This is a genomic window from Hymenobacter aerophilus DSM 13606 (genome assembly GCF_000382225.1).
Taxonomy (GTDB): domain Bacteria; phylum Bacteroidota; class Bacteroidia; order Cytophagales; family Hymenobacteraceae; genus Hymenobacter; species Hymenobacter aerophilus.
The window spans coordinates 128,810-151,219 of sequence record NZ_KB907806.1; the positions used below are offsets into that span (position 1 = coordinate 128,810).

General features: G+C 63.1%; 15 protein-coding genes. 10 read left to right on the forward strand and 5 right to left on the reverse strand.

Annotated elements, in window-relative coordinates; translation table 11 throughout:
- Window positions 1-175: 175 nt before the first annotated feature.
- From H145_RS22635 to H145_RS0107285, 5 genes are all read right to left on the reverse strand, one after another.
- Window positions 176-1,366, reverse strand: a complete 1,191-nt coding sequence (locus H145_RS22635; RefSeq protein ID WP_019947482.1) for a TlpA disulfide reductase family protein — start codon at window positions 1,364-1,366, stop codon at window positions 176-178.
- Between the two features lie 143 nt (window positions 1,367-1,509).
- Complete coding sequence (locus H145_RS0107270; protein ID WP_083937708.1) at window positions 1,510-2,835, reverse strand: RagB/SusD family nutrient uptake outer membrane protein; 1,326 nt, start codon at window positions 2,833-2,835, stop codon at window positions 1,510-1,512.
- 12 nt (window positions 2,836-2,847) lie between these two features.
- Window positions 2,848-6,480 (reverse strand): SusC/RagA family TonB-linked outer membrane protein, encoded by a 3,633-nt coding sequence (locus H145_RS0107275; RefSeq protein WP_019947484.1) that lies wholly within the window; start codon window positions 6,478-6,480, stop codon window positions 2,848-2,850.
- Between the two features lie 158 nt (window positions 6,481-6,638).
- On the reverse strand, window positions 6,639-7,916 hold the full coding sequence (locus tag H145_RS20355; protein WP_019947485.1) for a FecR family protein: 1,278 nt from the start codon (window positions 7,914-7,916) through the stop codon (window positions 6,639-6,641).
- A gap of 332 nt (window positions 7,917-8,248) precedes the next feature.
- Window positions 8,249-8,824 carry an RNA polymerase sigma-70 factor gene (locus H145_RS0107285; protein WP_019947486.1) on the reverse strand — a complete coding sequence of 192 codons (576 nt, stop codon included), beginning with the start codon at window positions 8,822-8,824 and terminating at the stop codon, window positions 8,249-8,251.
- 347 nt (window positions 8,825-9,171) lie between these two features.
- Here H145_RS0107285 and secA point away from each other — a divergent pair, with 347 nt between their 5' ends.
- The 10 genes from secA (at window position 9,172) to H145_RS0107335 (ending at window position 22,407) form a co-directional block, all read left to right on the forward strand.
- A complete protein-coding gene (secA, locus tag H145_RS0107290) occupies window positions 9,172-12,576 on the forward strand; it encodes a preprotein translocase subunit SecA (RefSeq protein WP_019947487.1) in 3,405 nt (1,134 codons plus the stop codon).
- Window positions 12,577-12,767: 191 nt separating this feature from the next.
- Window positions 12,768-13,475, forward strand: a complete 708-nt coding sequence (gene deoC / locus H145_RS0107295; RefSeq protein WP_019947488.1) for a deoxyribose-phosphate aldolase — start codon at window positions 12,768-12,770, stop codon at window positions 13,473-13,475.
- A complete protein-coding gene (locus H145_RS20360) occupies window positions 13,441-13,986 on the forward strand; it encodes a sporulation protein (protein ID WP_157541324.1) in 546 nt (181 codons plus the stop codon). The genes deoC and H145_RS20360 overlap by 35 nt, the downstream gene beginning before the upstream one ends.
- Before the next feature lie 170 nt (window positions 13,987-14,156).
- A complete protein-coding gene (locus H145_RS0107305; RefSeq protein WP_019947490.1) occupies window positions 14,157-15,353 on the forward strand; it encodes a M20 metallopeptidase family protein in 1,197 nt (398 codons plus the stop codon).
- A gap of 92 nt (window positions 15,354-15,445) precedes the next feature.
- Window positions 15,446-16,276: a hypothetical protein gene (locus H145_RS0107310; RefSeq protein WP_019947491.1), complete on the forward strand. Its 831-nt coding sequence runs from the start codon at window positions 15,446-15,448 to the stop codon at window positions 16,274-16,276.
- 198 nt (window positions 16,277-16,474) lie between these two features.
- Complete coding sequence (locus H145_RS0107315) at window positions 16,475-16,909, forward strand: Hsp20/alpha crystallin family protein (protein ID WP_019947492.1); 435 nt, start codon at window positions 16,475-16,477, stop codon at window positions 16,907-16,909.
- Between the two features lie 265 nt (window positions 16,910-17,174).
- Window positions 17,175-18,686 (forward strand): Do family serine endopeptidase, encoded by a 1,512-nt coding sequence (locus H145_RS0107320; RefSeq protein WP_026351324.1) that lies wholly within the window; start codon window positions 17,175-17,177, stop codon window positions 18,684-18,686.
- A 215-nt stretch (window positions 18,687-18,901) separates the two neighbouring features.
- Complete coding sequence (amaB, locus tag H145_RS0107325) at window positions 18,902-20,500, forward strand: L-piperidine-6-carboxylate dehydrogenase (RefSeq protein ID WP_019947494.1); 1,599 nt, start codon at window positions 18,902-18,904, stop codon at window positions 20,498-20,500.
- 405 nt (window positions 20,501-20,905) lie between these two features.
- Complete coding sequence (locus H145_RS0107330; protein WP_019947495.1) at window positions 20,906-21,466, forward strand: RNA polymerase sigma factor; 561 nt, start codon at window positions 20,906-20,908, stop codon at window positions 21,464-21,466.
- Window positions 21,467-21,639: 173 nt separating this feature from the next.
- Entirely contained in the window at window positions 21,640-22,407 is a 768-nt protein-coding gene (locus H145_RS0107335; protein WP_019947496.1) for a hypothetical protein, read from the forward strand.
- The last annotated feature ends 3 nt before the right edge of the window (window positions 22,408-22,410 follow it).

Here is a 22,410-nt window from a genome sequence, read left to right on the forward strand (position 1 = left end):
AGGCTAGCGCTAGCTCCCCTCCTTGGAAAGGAGGGGCTGGGGGTGGTTGATGATGAAAGAACGATGACTAAAACTAGCTTCTAATTGATGTTCAACGCTAGTCAACCACCCCCAACCCCTCCTTTCCAAGGAGGGGAGCTAGCACTAGCCCCTAGCTTTAGAAAGGCCCAACGGCTCAGATTTTCAGGTCCTGGAGCGTGGCGTCGAGGTAGGCGCCGCGCATTTCCACGCGCATGATGCGGCCTTGTTTGTCGAGCATCAGGCTGAAGGGGATGCCCAGGATGCCGTAAGCTTTGGCAATGTCGCCCTCGAAACCCCGGGTGTCCACCAGCTGGGGCCACACCATGCCTTCCTCCTTCATGGCCTTGCGCCAGTCGGCATCCTTTTCATCAAACGAGATGCTCACAATCTGGAAGTTCTTGCCCTTGGTTTCGTACACGTTGCGCAGGTGCGGAATTTCGGCCCGGCAGGGGCCGCACCACGAAGCCCAGAACTCCAGCAGCGTGTACTTGTCCTTGGGCACGTAGCTCGACAGCTTCACCTGCTTGCCCTCGGGCGTGGTCAGGGTGAAATCTTGGTACTTGGTGCCGATGGCGGTCAGCTTAGCCTTCTCGGCCTTCTCGTTGAAGGCGGCCAGGCGCGGCGTGCCGGCCCAGCCCTTCGCCACGGCGGCCTGCAGCTCCTCAATCTGCTTCACGGTCATATCCACGAACATGCCGCTCAGGAAGTAGTTGGCCTGGTCGTAGGCCACCACCGACTGGGGGTTGGCCTTGATGAACGCCATTTTCCGCTCGCGCAGCTGGTCGTTGAGCGCCCACTCCTGCTTGGCTAGCTTGATGCCCACCGGGGTGTTAAACTTGCCCTCCATCGCGGGGATGTGGAACTCGTCGGTATACTGCTTATTCACGGCGGCCAGCTGCTTGCCCAGCGGGGCCAGCGACTCGCGCAGGGTCGCAGCCTGGTTTTCGGTGGCCGAGCCGGTAATGCGGGGCTGGGCCACCACCCGGTCGCGCTTGAAGTAGAAAGTGGGCAGGCTGTCGAGGTTGCCGGCGTAGCTGATGGGCGAATTCTCCAGGTAGAAGCTCGACATCAGCCAGTTGCGCTGGGAAGACTTCTCCCCCTTCGGCGTTTTGTCGATAATAATGCGGTGCAAATCGGGGCCGGCCAGCTTGCCCTTGAACATAAAGCGGCCGTTTTGGATAACGGTGCTGTCGACCATGTGCGGGTCGGGCCAGTGCGTGTCCTGCAGATACACCTTCAGCCCGTCGGGGGCATTGGCCACCCGGCCATCAATGGTGTACTGGTTCTGGGCCACGGCCGAGCACGAGGCCAGCAGGAGGGAAGAAAGGAAAAGCAGGTTTTTCATGTCAGGGAAAAGAATGAGTAGGAATGGACGGGAAACCGCCTGTCATCCTGAGCTGGCGAAGGACCTATACAGCAATGCTAATGTTAGATGATGCCTTCTGTATAGGTCCTTCGCTGGGCTCAGGATGACAAGTGGCTAGGTTGCTACGGGTGGTTGCGCACCATGCCGGGGTTGAAGCGCAGCACCCGCGCCGGAATTTCGAAGGTGTAGCGTGGGCTGCGGGGCGGCAGCGTTTCCAGCACCTGGCCTTCGGGGCCGAGGCGCTGCACGGCGGGCATGCGGCCCTGCGCATCGAGGCGCTTCATGTCCTGCCAGCGGGTGCCGCGGAAGGGCAGCTCGCGGCGGCGCTCCAGCAGCACGGTGGCCAGGGCCTCGGGGCCGGTGCCCACTTCCAGCGGCTCGTAGCTAAAGGCGTCGATGCGTTTCTCGCGCAGCTCCTCCAGCACGGCCAGCGCCTGGGCGGCCTGCCCGGCGCGGGCCAGTGCCTCGGCCCGAATCAGCAGCATTTCGGCGAAGCTAATGCCGTGAATGCCGTAGTCAAACCGCCCGTACACGAAGCCCGAACCGATATCCAACGAAAGCAGCTGAGGCCGCAAGTCGTCGGGCTCGTAGAGGGCCAGCAGGTCGGGCGAGTAGTTCAGGAAGAAAAGGCCGCCAATATCATCGGCCTGCCGCAGCCACAGAATTTCGGGATCCTCCGAGTCGACGGGGATATTGAATTCGTTGTAGTCGTTGAGCTGGTGGGGAGCTTGCAGGGCGTTTTCGGCGTAGGTTTTGGCCCCGGCGTAGTCCTGCATGTACAGGCTGATGCGCGCCAGCATCCCGTAGGCCACGTACTTGGTTACGCGGGCCCGATTCACGTTGGTGGGCGGCAGCACGGCGGCGGCGCGCAGCAGGTTCTGGCGCAGCGTGTCGAGCATTGTTTGCACCGGCATGCGCGGGGGCGTGGCGTCCGTCACGTCGATGCCCGTTACGAAGGGCACGCCGGGGTCGGTGGCGGCGGTGGCCGGGTTGTAGGCCTTGGCAAACACCGTGAGCAGGTTGAAATACAGGTCGGCGCGCATCACCAGGGCCTCGCCCAGCACCTGCTGGCGCTTCTGGGCCGTGCCGTCGGTGGCATCAAGCACTTGGCTGATGATGACGTTGGCGTTGTAAATGGACCGGTAGGCCGGGCCCCACACCAGCGGGCTCGATTCCTGCTCCACATCGAGGTTGGAGTTCCAGAAGTAGGCGTTGGCCAGGCTCGTGCCGGCCTGCTTGGTCAGGCTGGGCTCCTGCACGTCGTCGCTCATATAGAGCATGGCCAGCGGGAAGGTCTGGTTCAGGACCGGCGAGTTGAGAATCAGCTCGTAGTCAGCTACCTGCTGAGGTATCACCAGGCCCTTGGGCTTCACGTCGAGGTACTTCTCGCAGCCCGTCAGGGCCAGGGCCGCCAGGGGCAATGCGGCCAGTAAACGAAGGTTTTTCATTGTCGGGCGGGCTTAGAAGTTGGCGTAGAGCGACAGGCTGTAGAAGGGCTTGGGCCGCAGCAGGCGGGTACCGTCGCGCCGGTCGATGGCGTCGGGGTCGATGTCGTTGCCGCTGAACGTGTAGTTGAACGCGTTCTGCACCTGGCCCCGCAGCTGAGTGCGCTCCAGGCCCAGGTTGGTAAAGAAGGCTGACTTGAGGTTGTAGCTCAGCACGATGTCGCGCAGGCGGATATTGTCGGCTTTGCGCACGAAGTCGCCGGCGAAACCGTAGGCCGAGCGGGTGTAGTCGTCGAAGTAGCCGGGCTCGCCGAGGCCGGGCGAGAAGCCGGGCACGCGGGTCGTCAGCTCGTCGCCGGGCTGCTGCCAGTAGTCAGTAGCGCCCTGCTGCACGCGGCCGGCGCCGCTCAGGCCCTGCACCTGTAGCGGGTCGGGGGCCTCCACGCGCATCACGTAGCCGCCGTAGTACATGAACAGGAAGTACAGGTCGAAATTCTTGTAGCTCAGCTGGTTGTTCAGGCCCAGCACGTAGCGCGGCGTGGTGCTGCCCTTGTACTCCAGGTCGGCCAGCGTGATGCTTTCCGAGCCGGTGCCCGACAGCGTCAGCAGGCGCCGGGTGCCGTCCTGCCCAAAAATTTCGGGCTGGCCCAGCGCGTTCAGGCCGGCGTAGCGGTAGGCAAACAGCGCATTCACCGGGTAGCCCTGCTGCAGGCTGAGCACCGAAATCAGCGGGGCGCCATCGGGGTCGCCGGTCACGGTTTTCACCTTCGTTACCTCGTTTTTGTTGAACGAAGCCGTCAGCTGGGTACGCCACGAGAAGTCCTGGGCCCGCAGGTTCAGGCTGTTCACACTGAATTCCAGGCCCCGGTTGCGGATGGCGGCCGTGTTGGCGCGGTACTCGTTGAAGCCCAGCGTGGGGTCGGCGGCGTACTGCCCGAAAATGTCGTCCGAGTTCTTCAGGTAGTAATCCACCGCCCCGTACAGGCGGCCGCCGAACAGCGCGTAGTCGAGGCCGGCGTTGTAGTTCTTGGTCTTCTCCCAGCGAATCGACTGGTTGCGGGGCGCCAGCACGTCGTAGTACTGCTGCACCGGGTCGAGGTAGTAGTTGAGGTCCGACGTAAGCACCAGAAACCGGCCGCTGTTGCTGGTGGGCACGTTGCCGTTCAGGCCGTAGGCCAGGCGCAGCTTCAACTCATCCACCCACTCGGTTTCTCGCAGGAAGCTTTCCTGCTTGAGCCGCCAGTTGGCGCCCACCGAGTAAAACGGGTTGTTGCGGTACTCGGGGTCGGTGCCGAACAGGTTCGACTTATCGAGCCGGATGCTGCCGGTGAGCGTGTAGCGGTCGAAGTAGGTATAGGCCGCGTTGCCGTAGAACGACACGAAGCGCTGGTCGTTGTAGCGCTCGTTGAAGTAGCTGCTGAACGGGAACGTGGCCGGGCTTGCGGTGGGCAGCGTTTTAAACACCGGCGCCCGGTACGAGGTCAGGTTCACCTGGTTGATGGGCTTGGCAATCAGCGTCTGCCCGTCATAGCCGAAAAAGGTGTTGGTGAAGTCGGAGTTCGTGATTTTGCGCACCTCCATGCCCGCCAGGCCGGTGATGGTGTGCTTGAGGTCGTCGCTGCTGCGGTCCACGTTCAGGTGGCCGCGCAGCGTGTAGCTCTTGGTCTGCCCGTTCACGCGGGTCAGAAACGAGCCGCGGGGCAGGTCCGAAAACACCGGCACGCCGGTTACCGGGTCTTTGCCGGCCTTGTAGTTGAGCAGCCGCCGCACCACCAGCGCGTCCTCGGTCAGCAGCCGCGACTGGGTGCTGGGCTGGTCTTCGTACACGCCGCCCAAATCCAGGTTCAGCCAGTTGGTCAGGTCGGCCCGCAGCCGCCCCTGCAGGCGCAGCGTGGTCGAATTAAGCTTGCTGGTGCTGGCCGTCAGTTCCTGGTAGGGGAAGTAGCGGCCGTCGTAGAGGCCCAGGGCCAGGTTTTGCTCGTTGAAGTCGTTGTTGATGCCCGTGTTGGGGTTGAGGCCCGGCCCCAGCGCCACGGGCAGGGCCCGGCCGTTCTCATCCACCAGCCGCTCATAAGGCAAAAAGTTGTTCAGGTACTCGCCCGAAAGGCCGCTGGCCGATTGGAAAGGGCTTTTGGTGGTGGTGTTGGCGTAGCGCCCCCGGAACTCGAAGCTCAGGCGGTTCGTGAAGCGGTGGGTGCTGGCCAGGTTCAGCAGAATCCGCTCGTTGCCGGTGCGCACCTGCTGGTCGTCCTCGCCCAAGTAGTTGAGGCCGATGAGGTAGGTGTTCTTCTCGCCGCCGCCGCTCATGTCGAAATCCACCTGCCGGGCCTGGCGGGCCCGGTAAAACAGCCGCTCGTACTCCTTCAGGTTGTCGTAGGCGCCAATCTGGGCCACCCGCTGGTCGAGCACGCCCCGGTCAATCTTGCCCTCCTTGAAATCGAACACCGCGTCCTGCACCGGCGACGTGCCCACGCCGGCCCGCAGCCCCGCCCGCGTAGCGTCGGTCGAGAGCAGGTAGTCGCGCTGCAGGTTGGAGTAGTCGGCGGCGCTGGCGTAGTTGAGGTAGCCGAAGTCGGAGCGCGGCTGCACGCCGTAGGTGGCGCGCAAGCTGAACACCGGCGCGCCCGATTTGCCGCTCTTGGTTTCAATCACAATCACGCCGTTCGAGGCGCGGGTGCCGTAAATCGAGGCCGCCGCGGCGTCCTTCAGCACGTTCACCGACACAATATCGTTGGGGTTGATGCTGCGGATGTCGATTTCGGTGGGGAAGCCGTTGAGTACAATCAGCGGCTGGCGCACGGCATCAAACGTCGACACGCCCCGGATGGCCAGCTCGCCGGTCTGGCTGTTATACAGCAGGCCGGGCACCTTGCCCTCCAGGCTCTCCAAAAAGTTGCCCGTTACGGCCACCCGCTGGTCGTACTGCTCGCGGTTCAGCGAGGCCACCGAGCCCGTGAGGCGCTCCTTTTCAATCTCCTGGTAGCCGGTAGCCACCACCTGCACCTCGTCCATCTGGTTGCTGGTGGGCTGCAGCGGAATATTGAGCGTGGTGCGGCCCGCCACCACCTGAATTTCCTGGGTGATGTAGCCGATGTAGCTGAACACCAGGATTTCGCCCGCCTCGGCCTGCACCGTAAACCGGCCGCTGGCATCGGTGGTGCTGCCCCGGGTGGTGCCCTTCACGGCTACCGTAGCGCCCTCCAGCGGCTTCTGGTCGCTGGTGCTGCTCACTACGCCGCTGATGGTTTGCTGGCCCTGCTGCACCGAGGTTGTCGGGGCGGCGGCCTGCTCGCGGGGCTTCACCACAATCGTGTTGTCGGTGATGACGTAGGTCAGCGGCTGGTCGGCGAAGCACGCGGCCAGCACCTGCTCCAGCGGCTGCTGCTTGGCCGACACCGTGACGGGCCGGGCCTTGCGCAGCAGCTCCTCATTATAAATGAAGAGGTAGCGGCTCTGGCGGTTGATTTCCTTGAACACCTGCGACAGCGGCGCGTTGCGCACTTCCAGGTTGATGTTCTGCGAATAAGCCAGCGCGTGCACCTGCAAACAGGCGGCCAGCGAAAACAGCACCGTGGTGCGGGCCACCCGACCAGCCCGGCCCGGGCTGCCGGTGGTGGCGGGCGCCAAGTAGCGTAGAGGGAACTTCATAAGCGAGGGGAAGCAGTTGAAGTGAGGAATGTGAAGGGAATGTGCGGAATGTGGGAAATGTGGGAAATGTGGGAAATGTGCAGAATGTGGCAGATGGGGTGACAGTAGGGTACGGGGCCTGAAACTCATTCCGCCCGTGCTTCACAGTTGCCCACCTTTTATTTTTTTGGTTCGACACGCACCGTGCGGCCGCTTTGCTCGAAGCGCACGTCGCCGGTCAGCGTCAGCATCTCCAGCACCTTGGGCAGGGTGCTGCGGCGCGAAATCAGGCCGCTGTAGTGGCTTTCGGGCAGCTGCTGGGCGTACTGCACGTCCACGTTGTACCAGCGGCCGAGCTGGCGCATCACCTCGGGCAGCGAGTGGCCCCGGAAGGCGAACAAGTCCTGCTTCCAGGCCACGGCCGCCTCGATATCGGCCGGGCCGACGACGATGCCGGTGCTGCCCAGCGCGCAGGTGGCCTGCTGGCCCGGCTGCAGCCGCGCCGTGCGCCCGTGCCGCTCAATGTTCACCGAGCCTTCGAGCAGGGTGGTGCGCACGCCCGGCTCGTCGGGGTAGGCCATCACGTCGAAGTGCGTGCCCAGCACCTGCACCGTAGTGCCGCCGGCCTGCACCCGAAACGGCTGCCGCTTGTTGGGCGCCACCTCAAAATAGGCCTGCCCCGTCAGCTCCACCCGGCGCTGGTTGCCCACGAAAGCCGTGGGGAAGCGCAGCGACGAGGCCGCGTTCAGCCACACCCGGCTGCCGTCGGGCAGCACCAGCTGGTAGCGGCCGCCGCGCGGGGCCGCCAGCGTGTGGTAGGCCACGGCCGCACCGTCCGAAGGGGTGCCCACCGACTCGTAATGCACCACGCCGCCCCGCTGCGACACCCGGATTCCGTCGCCGGTCCAGACGCGGCCGTTGCGCAACTCGTCCAGGTTGAGCACCTGCCCATCGGCCAGCTTGAGCTGGGCGCGGGCACTGGCCGGCTCCCCGATGCCGGGCGCTGCCGGCGCCGTGGCTACTGCCACTGTGGGCGCCGCGGGCTGATGCGTGATTTCGTAGGTCGCGGTGCCCAAACCCAGCAGCAGCGCGGCGGCAGCGGCTATGCGCCAGGCCGTGCGCTGCCACCAGGCGGGCGCGGCCTCGTCGGTCGTGAACGGGTTGTCGGCTTCTCCCGGAACCTCGTCGGCGGCGGGCAGGGGCAGCAGGGGGCGCACGGTGGGCTGGCCGGTCTGGCGGGCCACGTGCTGCCAGGCGGCGTCAGGGTCGAGGGCGGCAAAAAAGGCCAGCTCGGCGCGTACGGCATCGGCATCCTGCACCGAGTCGAGCAGGGCGGCGTTGCGCGGGTCGGCGGCCAGCCACTGCCCGAAGGCCTGGGCCTCGGCGGCCGTCAGCTCGCCGCGCAGGTAGCGGCCGAGCGTCCGGGCTTCGTCGAGGGCTTGTTGGGTTGGTTTCATGGGGAAGGAGGGGTATTCCTCCTTAAGAAACCTGAGCCGGCAAAACGGGTGAAAGCGGGGTGAAAAAAAGCCAAACTTTTTTTCAGGCAGGGCGTAGCGGAGCGCGTTCGGATGCTATGCTGAACATGCTGTAGAGACGCGACCCCTCGCGTCTTGACGTTGCTGATGTTGTCAATGCAGGCGTCGTCGTTCAATGCCGAGACGCGAGGGGTCGCGTCTCTACAGCCTGTTCTGCTAACTCAAACAGTATCCAAGAGCCATCGGCAAGCGCTGCCGTTCAGTGATGAGACGCAACTATGCGTCTCTACATCGTTCCATCGCGTTCTGTCGCGCTACCCTGCCGTCCGGGCCAGTAGCAGCAGAGCCAGCAGGGTTTCGGGGCGCAGGCGCAGGCGGAGCAGCTGCAGGCCGCGCTGCTTCTGGGTTTTCACGGTGTTGATGGACACGCCCAGCTCGGCGGCTATTTCGTGGTTTTTCTTGTTTTCGAGGTAGCCCAGGCGCACAATGGTTCGGCAGCCGTCGGGCAGCGTCTCCAGCGCCTCGTAGATTTCAGCTACCACTTCGGCCTTGATGAGCTGGCGCACCACGTCGGGCTCGGCGGCGGGTGGGGGCGGGGCGGCCTGGGTCTGGCTCTGGTGCAGCTGTACCACTTTGCGGTGGCGCACGGCGTTGAGGCTGGCGTTGCGCACCGTACTATATAAGTAGGCCTGCACGCCCGCGGCCGCCACCTGTTCGCGCTGGTTCCAGTAGGTAATAAAGGCCTCCTGGGCAATGTCTTCGGCCGCCTCGCGGTGGCCGGTGAGCTGGAACGAGAAGTACACCAACCGCGCGTAGTAGCGCCGGAAAAGCTGTTCCAGCGGCAAAGCGGCCGGATCGTCTTGGTCTGGTTGGGCCGGGTTGGGTCCCATAGGAGTAGGGGCGGGTTGCCCGCGCGGGCAATAGTGCAGTGCTAAAGATAAACAAAGGCCGGGAGCGAGGGCATAGCCCGGAGCTTCGGTTTCGGGCCCCGCCGCTGCCGGCCAAACGGATTTTGGCCGGCGATGCGCCAAGCGGAGCCTGCGCGCTGCCGGCTACTTTCCTGGCCTCGCCCTGACAAGCCGGCGGCCCGGGCTGAATGCGCACAATCTTTGATGGACGGGCCTCGTCGCGCCAGGGGGGCGGAGCGGCACGGCGGCTTGCAAATAGCCGGGGTGATTCCCGAAAAACGCCGTAAATTTGACCTGCGCCCCGGCGTTTCAATTAAGGTAACCGCAACATGCTTGATTTTTTAGGGAAGACCGTCGCCAAATTATTCGGGTCCAAAGCCGACAAGGACCTGAAGGAGATTGTCCCGTACGTGGCGCTCATCAACGCCGAATATGCCAAACTGGCACCCATCAGCGACGACGAGCTCCGCGCCCGCACCGACGAGGTCCGCGCCCGCATCAACGCCCACCTGAAAACGACCGACGACCAGCTGGCCGGCCTGCACGAGCGCGTAAACGCCGACGGCCTCGACGCCATCCAAAAGGAGGAGCTGTTCGACCAGATTGACGCCCTCGAAAAGCAGCGCAACAAGGAGCTGGAAGTGGTGCTGCTGGAAGTGCTGCCCCAGTCGTTCGCCATCACCAAGGAAACCGCCCGCCGCTACGCCGAAAACAAGCAGCTCGTGGTAACGGCTACCGACTACGACCGCGAGTACGCCAGCCGCAAGCCCAACGTGACGATTGAGGGCGACAAAGCCATCTGGAGCAACAAGTGGCTGGCCGCCGGCGCCGAGGTTACCTGGGACATGGTGCACTACGATGTGCAGCTGATTGGCGGCGTGGTGCTGCACCAGGGCAAGATTTCGGAAATGGCCACCGGCGAAGGCAAAACGTTGGTTTCGACGCTGCCTTCGTTCCTGAACGCGCTGGCCAAGCGCGGCGTGCACCTGGTTACGGTGAACGACTACCTGGCCAAGCGCGACTCGGAGTGGAACGCACCGCTGTTCGAGTTCCACGGTATCACGGTGGACTGCATCGACAAGCACCAGCCCAACACCGACGCCCGCCGCAAAGCCTATTTGGCCGACATTACCTACGGCACCAACAACGAGTTCGGCTTCGACTACCTGCGCGACAACATGGCCCGCGACCCGCAGGAGCTGGTGCAGCGCAAGCACCACTACGCCATGATTGACGAAGTGGACTCGGTGCTGATTGACGACGCCCGGACCCCGCTCATCATCTCGGGCCCCATCCCGCGCGGCGACGTGCACGAGTTCCATCAACTCAAGCCCCGGATTCAGAAGGTGGTGGAAGCCCAGAAAAAGCTGGTGCAGAATTACCTCGTGGAGGCCCGCAAGGCCATCAAGGAGGGCGATTTTGGCCCCAAAGAAGGCGAGGGCGGCCTGGCGCTGTTCCGGGCCTACCGGGGCCTGCCCAAGAGCAAGCCGCTCATCAAGTTCCTGAGCGAAACCGGCATGCGCGCCGCGCTGCAAAAAGTGGAAAACCACTATTTGCAGGACAACTCGCGCCAGATGCCGCAGGCCGATTCGCCGCTGTATTTCACCATCGACGAGAAGAACAACCAGATTGAACTGACCGAAAAGGGCCTCGACCTGATTACCGGCGAGGGCGAAGACCCGCGCCTGTTCATCATGCCCGACATTGGCTCGGAGCTGGCCGACATCGAGAAGAACGCCACGCTGAGCAGCGAGGAGAAGCTGCACGCCAAGGAGGCGCTGATGGACCGGTTCCAGCAGCAGTCGGAGCGCGTGCACACCATCAACCAGTTGCTGAAAGCTTACACGCTGTTCGAGCGCGACGACCAGTACATCCTCACCGAGGACGGCAAAGTGAAGATTGTGGACGAGCAGACCGGCCGCGTGATGGAAGGCCGCCGCTACTCCGACGGCCTGCACCAGGCCCTGGAGGCCAAGGAAAACGTGCGCGTTGAGGAGCTGACCCAGACCTACGCCACCGTGACGCTGCAGAACTACTTCCGCATGTACCACAAGCTGGGCGGCATGACGGGTACGGCCGAAACCGAGGCCGGCGAATTCTGGGAAATCTACAAGCTCGACGTGGTGGTGATTCCGACCAACCGCGGCATTGCCCGCAAGGACGAGCACGACAAGGTGTACAAAACGGTACGCGAGAAGTACAACGCCGTGGCCGACGAAATCCAGGAGCTGGTGCAGGCCGGCCGCCCGGTGCTGGTGGGTACCACAAGCGTGGAAATTTCGGAGCTGGTGAGCCGCATGCTCAAGTTCAAAGGCATTCCGCATCAGGTGCTTAACGCCAAGCAGAACCAGCGTGAGGCCGAAATTGTGGCTGGCGCGGGCTACCCCGGCACCGTCACCATCGCCACCAACATGGCCGGCCGCGGCACCGACATCAAGCTGCGCGAAACCAGCAAAGAGTCGGGCGGCTTGGCCATCATCGGCACCGAGCGCCATGAAAGCCGCCGCGTTGACCGCCAGCTGCGGGGCCGTGCCGGCCGCCAGGGCGACCCGGGTTCCAGCCAGTTCTTCGTGAGCCTGGAAGACAACCTGATGCGTTTGTTCGGCTCCGACCGCATTGCCAAACTTATGGACCGCATGGGCCTGGAGGAAGGCGAAGTGATTCAGCACTCGATGATTACCAGCTCGATTGAGCGCGCCCAGAAGAAAGTAGAGGAAAACAACTTCGGCATCCGCAAGCGCCTGCTCGAGTACGACGACGTGATGAACGCCCAGCGCGAAGTGGTGTACAAGCGCCGCCGCAACGCCCTGCACGGCGAGCGGCTGGAGCTGGATATCTGGAACATGATTTACGACGTCTGCGAAGACATCGTGGTGGGCCACAAAGGCAGCAACGACTTCGAGGACTTCAAGCTGGCCATCATCCGCATCTTCGGCTACGACACCCACCTGACGGCCCAGCAGCTCACGGGCATGACCGCCGGCCAGCTCACCCAGAAGCTCTACGACGAGGCCCTGGGCTACTACCACAGCAAAAACGAGTTCATCGGCACCAACGCCATGCCGCTCATCAACGATTTGCTGAGCCAGAATGCGCCCTACGAAAATATTGCCGTGCCGTTCACCGACGGCCGCAAGCAGGTGCAGGCGGTAGCCAACCTGCGTCGCGCCCAGGCCACTCAGGGCCAGGAGGTGATTCGGGGGATGGAGAAGGTAGTCGTGCTGTCGGTTATCGACGAAGCCTGGACCAAGCACCTGCGCGCCATGGACGACCTCAAGCAGGTAGTGCAGAATGCGGTGTACGAGCAGAAAGACCCGCTTTTGGTGTACAAGTTCGAGAGCTTCGAGCTGTTCAAACAGATGATTGGCAAGGTGAACGAGGACACCATCCAGTTCCTGTTCCGCGCCGATGTGCCCATGCAGGCCGGCCGGGGCGGCGAGGAGGAGTACGAGTACTTCACCGAAGACGAGCTGCCCGTGGCCCCGCCCCAGCCCAAGCTCACGATGGAGAAAGAAACTTCCTCCGTCTCGCTCGGCGCCGGCCCCGAGGACCTGGAGCAGGACGGCGCCATGCCCCAGGTGTTGGAAAAGCAGCAGCCCGTAAAGTCGCAGAAAGTGGCCAACCGCAACGAAAAAGTGAGCGTGCAGTACATGGACGGCCGCATCGTGCGCGACGTGAAGTTCAAGCAGGTAGAAGACGACCTGCTGAACGACCGGGCCGTGCTGATTGACTAAGCAAGAGTTTTGGATGGGCGGTTGACTTCACCAACCACCAGTCATCCTGACGAAGGAAGGACCTGTACAGAAGGTAATATCATTTGATGTTAGCTTCCGTATAGGTCCTTCCTTCGTCAGGATGACAGCCTCTCCATTATAGCCAAGCGGCCCCCTTCTCTATTATTCAAGCCCTTAATATACATCTGCTTATGAACCTCGCGCCCTACATCGACCACACGCTGCTGAAGCCTGACACCACGCCCGAGCAGATTGCGCGGCTGTGCGCCGAGGCGGCCACCCACGGCTTTGCCACCGTGTGCGTGCCGCCCTGCTACGTGCGCCAGGCCGCCGAGGCGCTGCAAGGTTCGGGCGTGGCCGTGTGCACTGTTATCGGGTTTCCGCTGGGCTATTCGCTGGCCAAGGTGAAGTTCTTCGAGGGCCATCTGGCCCTGAACGATGGGGCCACCGAGCTGGATATGGTACTCAACATCGGGGCGCTGAAAGCGGGGCGGCACGAGGAAGTGGAGGACGAAATCGGGCAGCTGGCCGAGCTGTGCCGGCTGCGCGGGGCCTTGCTGAAGGTGATTATCGAAACCGCTTTGCTCACGGAGGCTGAAATTGTGACGGCCTGCCGGCTGTGCGCCGAGGCCGGGGCCAACTTCGTGAAAACCAGCACCGGCTTTGCCAGCCGCGGCGCCTCGGTGGCCGATATCGAGCTGATGCGCGCCTCGCTGCCCACCCATATCCGCCTGAAAGCCTCCGGCGGCATCCGCACCCGCGCGGCCGCCCTGGCCCTGGTGGCCGCCGGCGCCGACCGGATTGGTGCCTCCGATGGCGTAGCTTTGCTGGCCGAACCCGCCGCTGCCTCCCCAACCGCTGCTTATGACTCCGACCACGCCTCTTCCGCTGCTTCGTAACGTGCTGCTGCTCTCCGGCCTGCTGTCGTTGGGCGCCTGCGCTGCTTCCGGCCCGGCGGCCCCCTCGGCCGACACCACCCGCCGCGGCACGCAGCTGCCGGCCGAAGACCTGAGCCAGTTCCGGCCGGTGTTTCCGGCGCCGAAGGCCACGGCCGCGGTGCCCGCGCCCCGTGCCCGGCCGGTGCCGCCCACCAACCAGGTAAACGCTCAGATTGAGCAGCGCCTGCGCGATTTGTCGTTCACCAACCGCAACGTGAAATACGCCCAGGGCTACCGGGTGCTGGCTTACGTGGGCCTGGAAAAGGACAAGGCCATGAGCGTGCGCCGGGCCATCATCAGCCGCTACCCCGAGGAAACCGACTACCTGACCTACAAGAACCCCATTTTCCGCCTACAAATCGGCGACTACCTCACCCGCCTCGAAGCCGCCCAGGCCCTGTTGCGCCTGCGCCCCCTGGCCCCCCGCGCCGAGCTGGAGTCCATGCAGGTGAATATTAACAAAAGCTTTTAGCCGCAAGCTACAAGCGGTAAGAACGTCATTCAGAGCGAAGCGAAGAATCTCGCTTGGAGCCCGTTGAACGACAACCGTTGTAACGTCACACGAGCGAGATTCTTCGCTTCGCTCTGAATGACGTTCTTACCGCTTGTAGCTTGCAGCTAAAAGCTAATAGCTCAATAAAAATGGACCTTCTCTCCCGCGTAAAGCAGCTGGCGGCCGAAACGGCGGCCGACACCGTGGCATTGCGCCAGCACCTGCACATGCACCCCGAGCTGTCGTTTGAGGAGCACGAAACGGTGGCATTCGTAACGGAGCAGCTGCAGAAGCTGGGGCTGCAAACCCAGACCATTGCCAACACCGGCGTGGTGGCCCTTATTGAGGGGCGCAACCCCACTAGCCGCACGGTGGCGCTACGGGCCGATATGGACGCGCTGCCCATTACGGAACAGAACGAGGTGCCCTACAAGTCGCAGAACCCCGGCGTGATGCATGCCTGCGGCCACGACGTGCACACGGCCTCGCTGCTGGGTGCGGCCCGGATTCTGGTAGAGTTGAAAGACGAGTTCGAGGGCAGCGTGAAGCTGATGTTCCAGCCCGGTGAGGAGCGGCTGCCCGGCGGCGCTTCGCTGATGATTCAGGAAGGCGTGCTGGAAAACCCGACGCCGGCCAGCGTGCTGGGCCAGCACGTGTTTCCGATGCTGCCGGCCGGCAAGGTGGGCCTGCGCGCCGGCCGCTACATGGCCAGTACCGACGAGCTGTACCTGACCGTGCGCGGCAAGGGTGGCCACGGCGCTATGCCCGAGCAGAACGTGGACCCGGTGCTGGTAGCGGCCCACATCATCGTGGCAGCCCAACAGATTGTGAGCCGCCGCGCCAATCCCAAGCTGCCCTCGGTGCTGAGCTTCGGCAAAGTGCTGGCCCAGGGCGCCACCAACGTTATTCCCAACGAGGTGTACCTCGAAGGCACGTTCCGGACGCTGAACGAGGAGTGGCGCAACGAGGCCCACCAGCACCTGCGCCGCCTCTGCGAAGGGCTGGCCGAAAGCATGGGCGCCAGCTGCGAACTGGAAATCCGCCGCGGCTACCCCTACCTCGAAAACGAGCCCGCCCTCACGGCCCGCACCGAGCAGGCCGCCATCGAGTACCTGGGCCCCGAGAACGTGGTGGAGCTCGACCAGTGGATGGCCGCCGAGGATTTCGCCTACTTCAGCCAGGCGGCCAGCGCCTGCTTCTACCGCCTCGGCACCGCCGCCGCCGACGGCAGCGGCCGCCTCACGTCCTCGGTCCACACGCCCGCCTTCGACATTGACCCGCACGCGCTGGAAGTGGGCCCCGGTCTGATGGCCTGGCTGACGCTGCGTGAGCTGGCGGAGAAATAGCCGGTTGTGATTTCATTGGGCTGAAAGTGTTTCAGCTTTTTCAACACTAGTGAAGTATCGGCCTCGGGCCTTTGTATAGCTGTTCCTTACGTATGCGCATCCATCTGTTTTCTGCTGTTGCAGCTACTTCGCTGCTGGTACTGGCCGCCCGACCCGCCGCCGCCCAGACCCGCTATACCGGCAACTGGCTGGTGTTGCCCGAGATGCAGGCCGAACTGGCCCTCAGCGACAACGACTATCTGCTGCTGGGTGTCAGCTGGGCGCGGCAGGCCAGGAACGGCGGCGGCGCTTATAGCAACGGGCAGCTGCGGCTGGGCTACGAACACTTCTGGAACCCGAGCTGGAGCTGGGGCGCTACCCTGCGGGCGGTGCCCGAAAGAAATGAAAGTAATGGCAACGGCGAGTACCTGGGATTGGCCGGCAACATCATTCCCGGGCTACTGCTGCGGCACCGTGCCCCGTTAGGCCCGCTGAACTTCTCCCAGCGCCTGGCCGTGGAGTACGCCGCCCGCACCGGCAACACGCTCGACAGCAAGAGCCGCGCCCACGCCCGCCTGCGCCTAGGCCTCGACCGCGAGTTTGCGGTGGGCGCTACCGTGAAGCTGCGGCCCCGCGTGGCCTACGAGGCCCTGACTTACCTGCGTTTCCAGCGCGATGAAAACCAGGCCAAGGAGCGGTTTGTGGATTTCGGCAACCTGCGGGGCGAAGTGGGCGTGCGCCTTTCTCCCCGGTTCGACTTTACGCCCTGGGTGGCCTCACAAACCCAGTACCTCAATGCCCTGCAGCAGTTCGACAAGAACGGCAACCCGGTTTCGGGCGGCAAAGTCAACCTGCTGACGCCCACCGTGGGCCTCGACCTGCGCGTGACGCTGGGTCAGAGCGCCCTCACCGCCGACCGCCAGCCGCTTCCCACGCAACACTAACGCAGTATGGTGTCATATTGACACTGGCTGAATGCGGTTTGAAGCTCGATAAGGCCGATTGGCTTCGGTGAAGTTGACGTTTTGCTCATGATAATGTCAATGTGGCATTGAATTTCGATTGGTACAGATTTTATAAAGTAGAGGTGTCGCCGGGTGATAAACCGGCTTTTCAATCTCAACCTTACTTTCTGTACCATTATGGCAACGCTGCTTTATAACAACCGCCCGGCTCGTCCTTCCTTCAACTCGGCGCTCAGCGAGATGCTGCGCGACACGCTGCCGGCCCAGATCCAGCCCACCGAATCGTTCAACCCCGCCGCCGACGTGCTGGAGGGTCCCGAAGGATTCCAGCTGCAGCTCGTGCTGCCCGGCGTGGCCAAGGAAGACGTGAAAATTGACTTTCAGGAAGGCCGCCTCACCGTGAGCGGCGAGCGGAAGGCTCCGGAAACCACCGAGGAAGCCCCGAAATTCCGCCGCGTCGAGTCGGGCTACGGCACGTTCTCGCGCACCTTCCGCCTGCCCGATACCATCGACGTCACGGCCATCAGCGCCGAGCTGACCAACGGTATTCTGCACCTGCTGCTGCCCTTCGACAGCAAGAAGGTGAGCAAGCTGCAAATCGAGGTTCGCTAACCGCTACCTGAAAAAGGGCGCTCCGGTTGAGCGCCCTTTTTTTGTTGGCCGCCGCCGGCTAACTCGCTCAGCGCGTGCCGCTCGCTTAAAACAATCTACCAACGGGCTGTTTTAAACCCTGAACGCCCGTGCAACCGGACACCATTCGCCGGGCATCTGGCGTTAGATAAGCACCGAAAAGCCCGACCGCACGGTTGTTTATTGACCGGTTCGCCTTTTCATCGTAAATTCAACTCTCGCTATTTACCTTCAAGTTTCAATACCCATGCAAGCAAAACAACTGATGCTCGGCCTGCTGGGCTCCGCCATTCTGGGCGGAGGCGTGGCCGTGGGCGGCTATAAAATGCTGGAGCCCGAGCGCGACAACTCGCCCCAGGCCCTGGCCGCCGACCCCAACGTGCGCTACACCAGCGCCCTGAAAAGCAGCACCTACTCCATCCCCGACGGCCTGAACTTCACGGCCGCCGCCGCCACCGTGACGCCGGCCGTGGTGCACGTGATGACCGAATACTCGCCCCAGACCGGCCAGAACGACGCCGCCATGCGCATGGACCCCTTCCTGCGCCAGTTTTTCGGCGACGATTTCGACCAGTACCGTGGCCGGGGCCGTCAGCAGGGCCCGCAGCAGGGCTCGGGTTCGGGCGTTATCATTGCCGCCAACGGCTACATCGTCACCAACAACCACGTCATCGACAAAGCCAGCAAAATTGAGGTGGTGATGGACGATAAGCGCAAGTTCGAGGCCGAGCTGGTGGGCAAAGACCCCAACACCGACCTGGCCCTGCTCAAGGTGAAGGCCGACAACCTGCCCTTCATCCGCTACGGCAACTCCGACGATGTGAAAGTGGGCGAGTGGGTGCTGGCCGTGGGCAACCCCTTCAACCTGAACTCGACCGTAACGGCCGGTATCATCTCGGCTAAAGGCCGCAACATCAACATCCTGCGTCGCGAAGACGGCATGGGCATCGAGTCGTTTTTGCAGACGGATGCCGTGGTGAACCCCGGCAACTCGGGCGGCGCGCTGGTCAACCTCAACGGCGACCTGATTGGCATCAACTCGGCCATTGCCTCGCAAACCGGCTCGTTCGTGGGCTACTCGTTTGCCGTGCCGAGCTCCATTGTGAGCAAGGTGATTGACGACCTGCTGAAGTACAAAGTGGTGCAGCGCGCTCTGCTGGGTGTGCAGATCCGGGAACTCGACGCCTCGCTGGCGGCCGAAAAGAAGCTTAAAACCCTGAACGGCGTGTACGTGGTGGCTACCACCATAGGCAAATCTGCCGCTGAAGCAGGTATTCGCGAAGGTGATATTATTACGTCCATTAACGGCGCGAAAGTGAACACCGCTTCGCAGCTGCAGGAGCAGGTGGCCCGTTTCCGCCCCGGCGACAAAATCAAGGTGAGCTACCTGCGCGACGGCAACGACCGCACGGCCACAGCCACCCTACGCAATGCCACCGGCACCACCGATGTAATTCGAGAAGTGGCTGCCACCACCATCAAGTACGAGGGTGCTAGCCTGAGCCCGGTAACGCGCCAGGAGCAGGGCAAGCTCGGCATTGAAGGCGGAGCCAAAATCAGCGGCATCCGCGAATCCAATTTCCGCGAAACCGGCATTGCCGATGGCTTCATCATCACGCGCATCGATAAAAACCGCGTGGAAAAACCCCAGGACGTGCAGCGCCTGCTCGAAGCCGCTAAGGAAACCGACGGTGCGCTGGTAGAAGGCGTGTACCCTGACGGCCGCAAGGCCTACTATCCTATCGGACAAGGCCAGTAATTCGTTTGGATTCCGAGTGAAACCTGAGACACGGATTGTAGCTTTAAAATTACAAAACCCTGCCGTGGCGGCTGCTGCGGCAGGGTTTTTTGTGCTGGCTTGGCCCTGATGCCGAGCGCCAAAAACTCACCACGAAAGCTTTTGTTAGCTTTGTAAGAGGCCGCCGCGGCTGCCTCGTTCTCTGGTAATCCCACCTCATTCATATTCCGCACCCCATGAAGCAAGCACTCGAAGAAGCTGTTGCCACCGGCACCGACGTTCAGGACCACGACCACCACGGCATCCGGCGGGTGCTGCGCGACCTGGGCGTACAGGACCACAACGCCGCCTGGAGCACCGGCCTGGAGTGGGGCAAAACCGACGGCCAGAACACGCGCACCATCCACTCGCCCGCCGACGGTAAGGTAATCGGCACCGTGGCCATGGCCATGGCTGCCGACTACGAGCACGTAGTAACTAAGGCCCAGGAGGCCTTTAAAACCTGGCGGCTGGTGCCGGCGCCCAAGCGCGGCGAAATCGTGCGCCAGATTGGCAACAAGCTCCGCGACCACAAGGACGACCTGGGTAAGCTGGTGAGCTACGAGATGGGCAAAATCCTGCAGGAAGGCCTTGGCGAGGTGCAGGAAATGATTGACATCTGCGACTTCGCCGTGGGCCTCTCGCGCCAGCTGCACGGCCTGACCATGCACTCGGAGCGCCCCGCCCACCGCATGTACGAGCAGTACCACCCGCTGGGCGTGGTGGGCATCATCTCGGCCTTCAACTTTCCGGTGGCCGTGTGGAGCTGGAACGCCATGCTGGCCGCCGTCTGCGGCGACACCTGCATCTGGAAGCCTTCCGAGAAAACCCCGCTCACCGGCGTAGCCGTGCAGCACATCATCAAGAGCGTGCTCGAAGAGAACGAGCTGCCCGAGGGCATCTTCAACCTGATTATCGGCGACGCGGAAATCGGGGCCAAAATGGCGGCTGATGGACGCGTGCCGCTGGTGTCGGCCACCGGCAGCACCCGCATGGGCAAGAAGGTAGGGGAGGCCGTGGGCGCCCGCCTAGGCAAGTCGTTGCTGGAACTGGGCGGCAACAACGCCATCATCCTCACCGAGCACGCCGACCTGAGCATTGCCATGCCGGGCATCGTGTTCGGGGCCGTGGGCACCTGCGGGCAGCGTTGCACCAGCACGCGCCGCCTTATCATCCACGACTCGATTTACGACGACGTGAAGGCGCGCCTGCTCAAAATCTACCCCTCGCTGCCCATCGGCCACCCGCTGCAGGAAGGCACCCTGGTCGGCCCGCTGATTGACAAGGATTCGGTGGACGGCTTCCAGAAGGCCCTGAAAGCGGTGCAAGCCGAAGGCGGGAAGCTGCTTATCGGCGGCGAAATTCTTGAAGGCGAAGGTTACGAAACCGGCACCTACGTGACACCGGCCATCGTGGAAGCGAAGAACGAATACGCCACGGTGCAGGACGAAACCTTCGCGCCCATTCTGTACCTGATCAAGTACAGCGGCGACGTGACCAACGCCATCGACCTGCAGAACGGCGTGCGCCAGGGGCTGTCGTCGAGCATCTTCACGCTGAATATGCGCGAAGCGGAGGCCTTCCTCAGCCAGGCGGGCTCCGACTGCGGTATTGCCAACGTGAACATCGGCACGAGCGGGGCCGAAATCGGCGGTGCCTTCGGGGGCGAGAAGGAAACCGGCGGCGGCCGCGAGTCCGGCTCCGACGCCTGGAAAGTGTATATGCGCCGCCAGACCAACACCATCAACTACAGCACCACGCTGCCGCTAGCCCAGGGCATCAAGTTCGACGTGTAACTGTTGCGTTTTGAGATTGCATAAACGGCCCGCTCGGTTTTACCGGGCGGGCCGTTTGGCGTTGTATTTATTCTAGGACTTACGCAGAACGATTGTAGCGCGAAGCTTCCGCTTCGCGTATCCTTGCTGACTGCTAGGTGATTATGTTCAACGTTACGCGAAGCGGAAGCTTCGCGCTACAAGCCTACGGCCCCCTTTTGCGTAAGTCCTATATTCGGAAAATCTGACGGCCCATCCGTCAGGATGCTGAACAAACTGCACTTAGCGGGTGTCTTAGCTGCGGGGTGCAACTACCGGCCGGGGCGGTGGTCTTTGTGCTGCTTACCCGCCGGCCCGGGGCCGGTTTGCCCGGAAAGTGGGATATTTACCGTTCCCCCTTTATCCGTCCCGCTACTGCCACATCCTATGGAGGCTTTTGCTTACACCGACATCACCGCGCCGCTGGTCGAGCGGTGCCGCTTAGGCGACCGGCGCGCCCAGGCCGAAATCTACAAGCGCTACTCCAAGGCCATGTTCAACGCCTCGCTGCGCATCACCGGCGACTATGCCGAGGCCGAGGATGTGTTGCAGGAAGCGTTTCTGAGCGCCTTCCGCGAGCTGCACAGCTACAAGGGTGACTCCTCGTTCGGCTCCTGGCTTAAGCGCATCGTCATCAACAAAAGCATCAACTGCCTGCGCAACCGGCGCCTGAGCCTGGTGCCGCTGGGCGAGCAGCACGACGGCGCCGCCGAGGCCCCCGACCAAGGCCCCGACCCGGAAATAACCAGCTGGCGGGCCGATGTGGTGCGCCGCTGCGTGCAGGAACTGCCCGACGGCTACCGCGTGGTACTCACGCTGTATCTGCTCGAAGGCTACGACCACGCCGAAATTGCCGGCATTCTCAACATCAGCGAATCCACTTCCAAATCTCAATACAGCCGCGCCCGTAAGAAGCTGCTCGAACTGGCCCGCCAGCACGGACTGTAGCCGGCGCGCAGCAAACCGAAAGAGTTGAACGCTTATTCCGCGGCTGCCATTTGCCTGTTGTATCCCTCACCTAAGCATTTTCCCACCGTTCTCCTTTAGCCCATCCAACTAGCCGCGCGGCGCTGGCCCACCCCCCGCCCGACCCGCCGCGCAGCCCCGTTACCACCTTTGTCATGAAAAGCATTCACCCCGGACTGGAAACCTTCGTGGACCACCATCGCGCCGATTTCGACGCGTTTGAGCCGCGCCCGGACCTGTGGGAAGCCATTGCCCAGGACTTGGACGCGGCCTCTGCCGCCCCCGACCCGCACCCCGAAACGGCGCCCGCCCGGGTGCTGCCCCTGTTCCCATCGGCAACTCCGGCCGCCGGCCCGGTAGCCGGAACTGCCCCCGAAACTACCGCTGCTGCCGTGCGCTCGGCCCGGCCCTACGGCATTGCCGCCGCCGTGGCGGCGTTGCTGCTGCTGGGCACCTGGGCCTGGCAGCAACAGCCTCAGTCCGGCCCCTGGACGCGCTCGGCCGATACCGCCGCGCTACCCCCGGCAACGCCTGAGCTGCCGCCGTACACGGTGCCCGAGCTGGCCTCGGCGGCTTCGATGGGCCCCGAGCAGCGGCTGGCCAGCGCCGTGCAGCGCCTCGAAACGTACTATGCCTCGCAGCTAACCGAGCGTCAGCAGGAGCTGTACCAGGTAGATGAGGAAACGGGGCTGGATGCGCCGCAGGCCGACTGGCAGCAGGAGCTGGCCTCGCTCGACGCTGCGTATCAGCAGCTCAAAACCGAGCTTTACCAGAACCCTGAGCCCGAAATGGTGCTGGAGGCCATGAATCGTAACATGCAAATCCGGCTCGACTTGCTGGGCCAGCAGCTGCGCACCCGCGAGCAGATCCGCGAGTACCACACCCAACCCTACATGGTGGCCGACAGCCGCCGCTTACCCTAACGC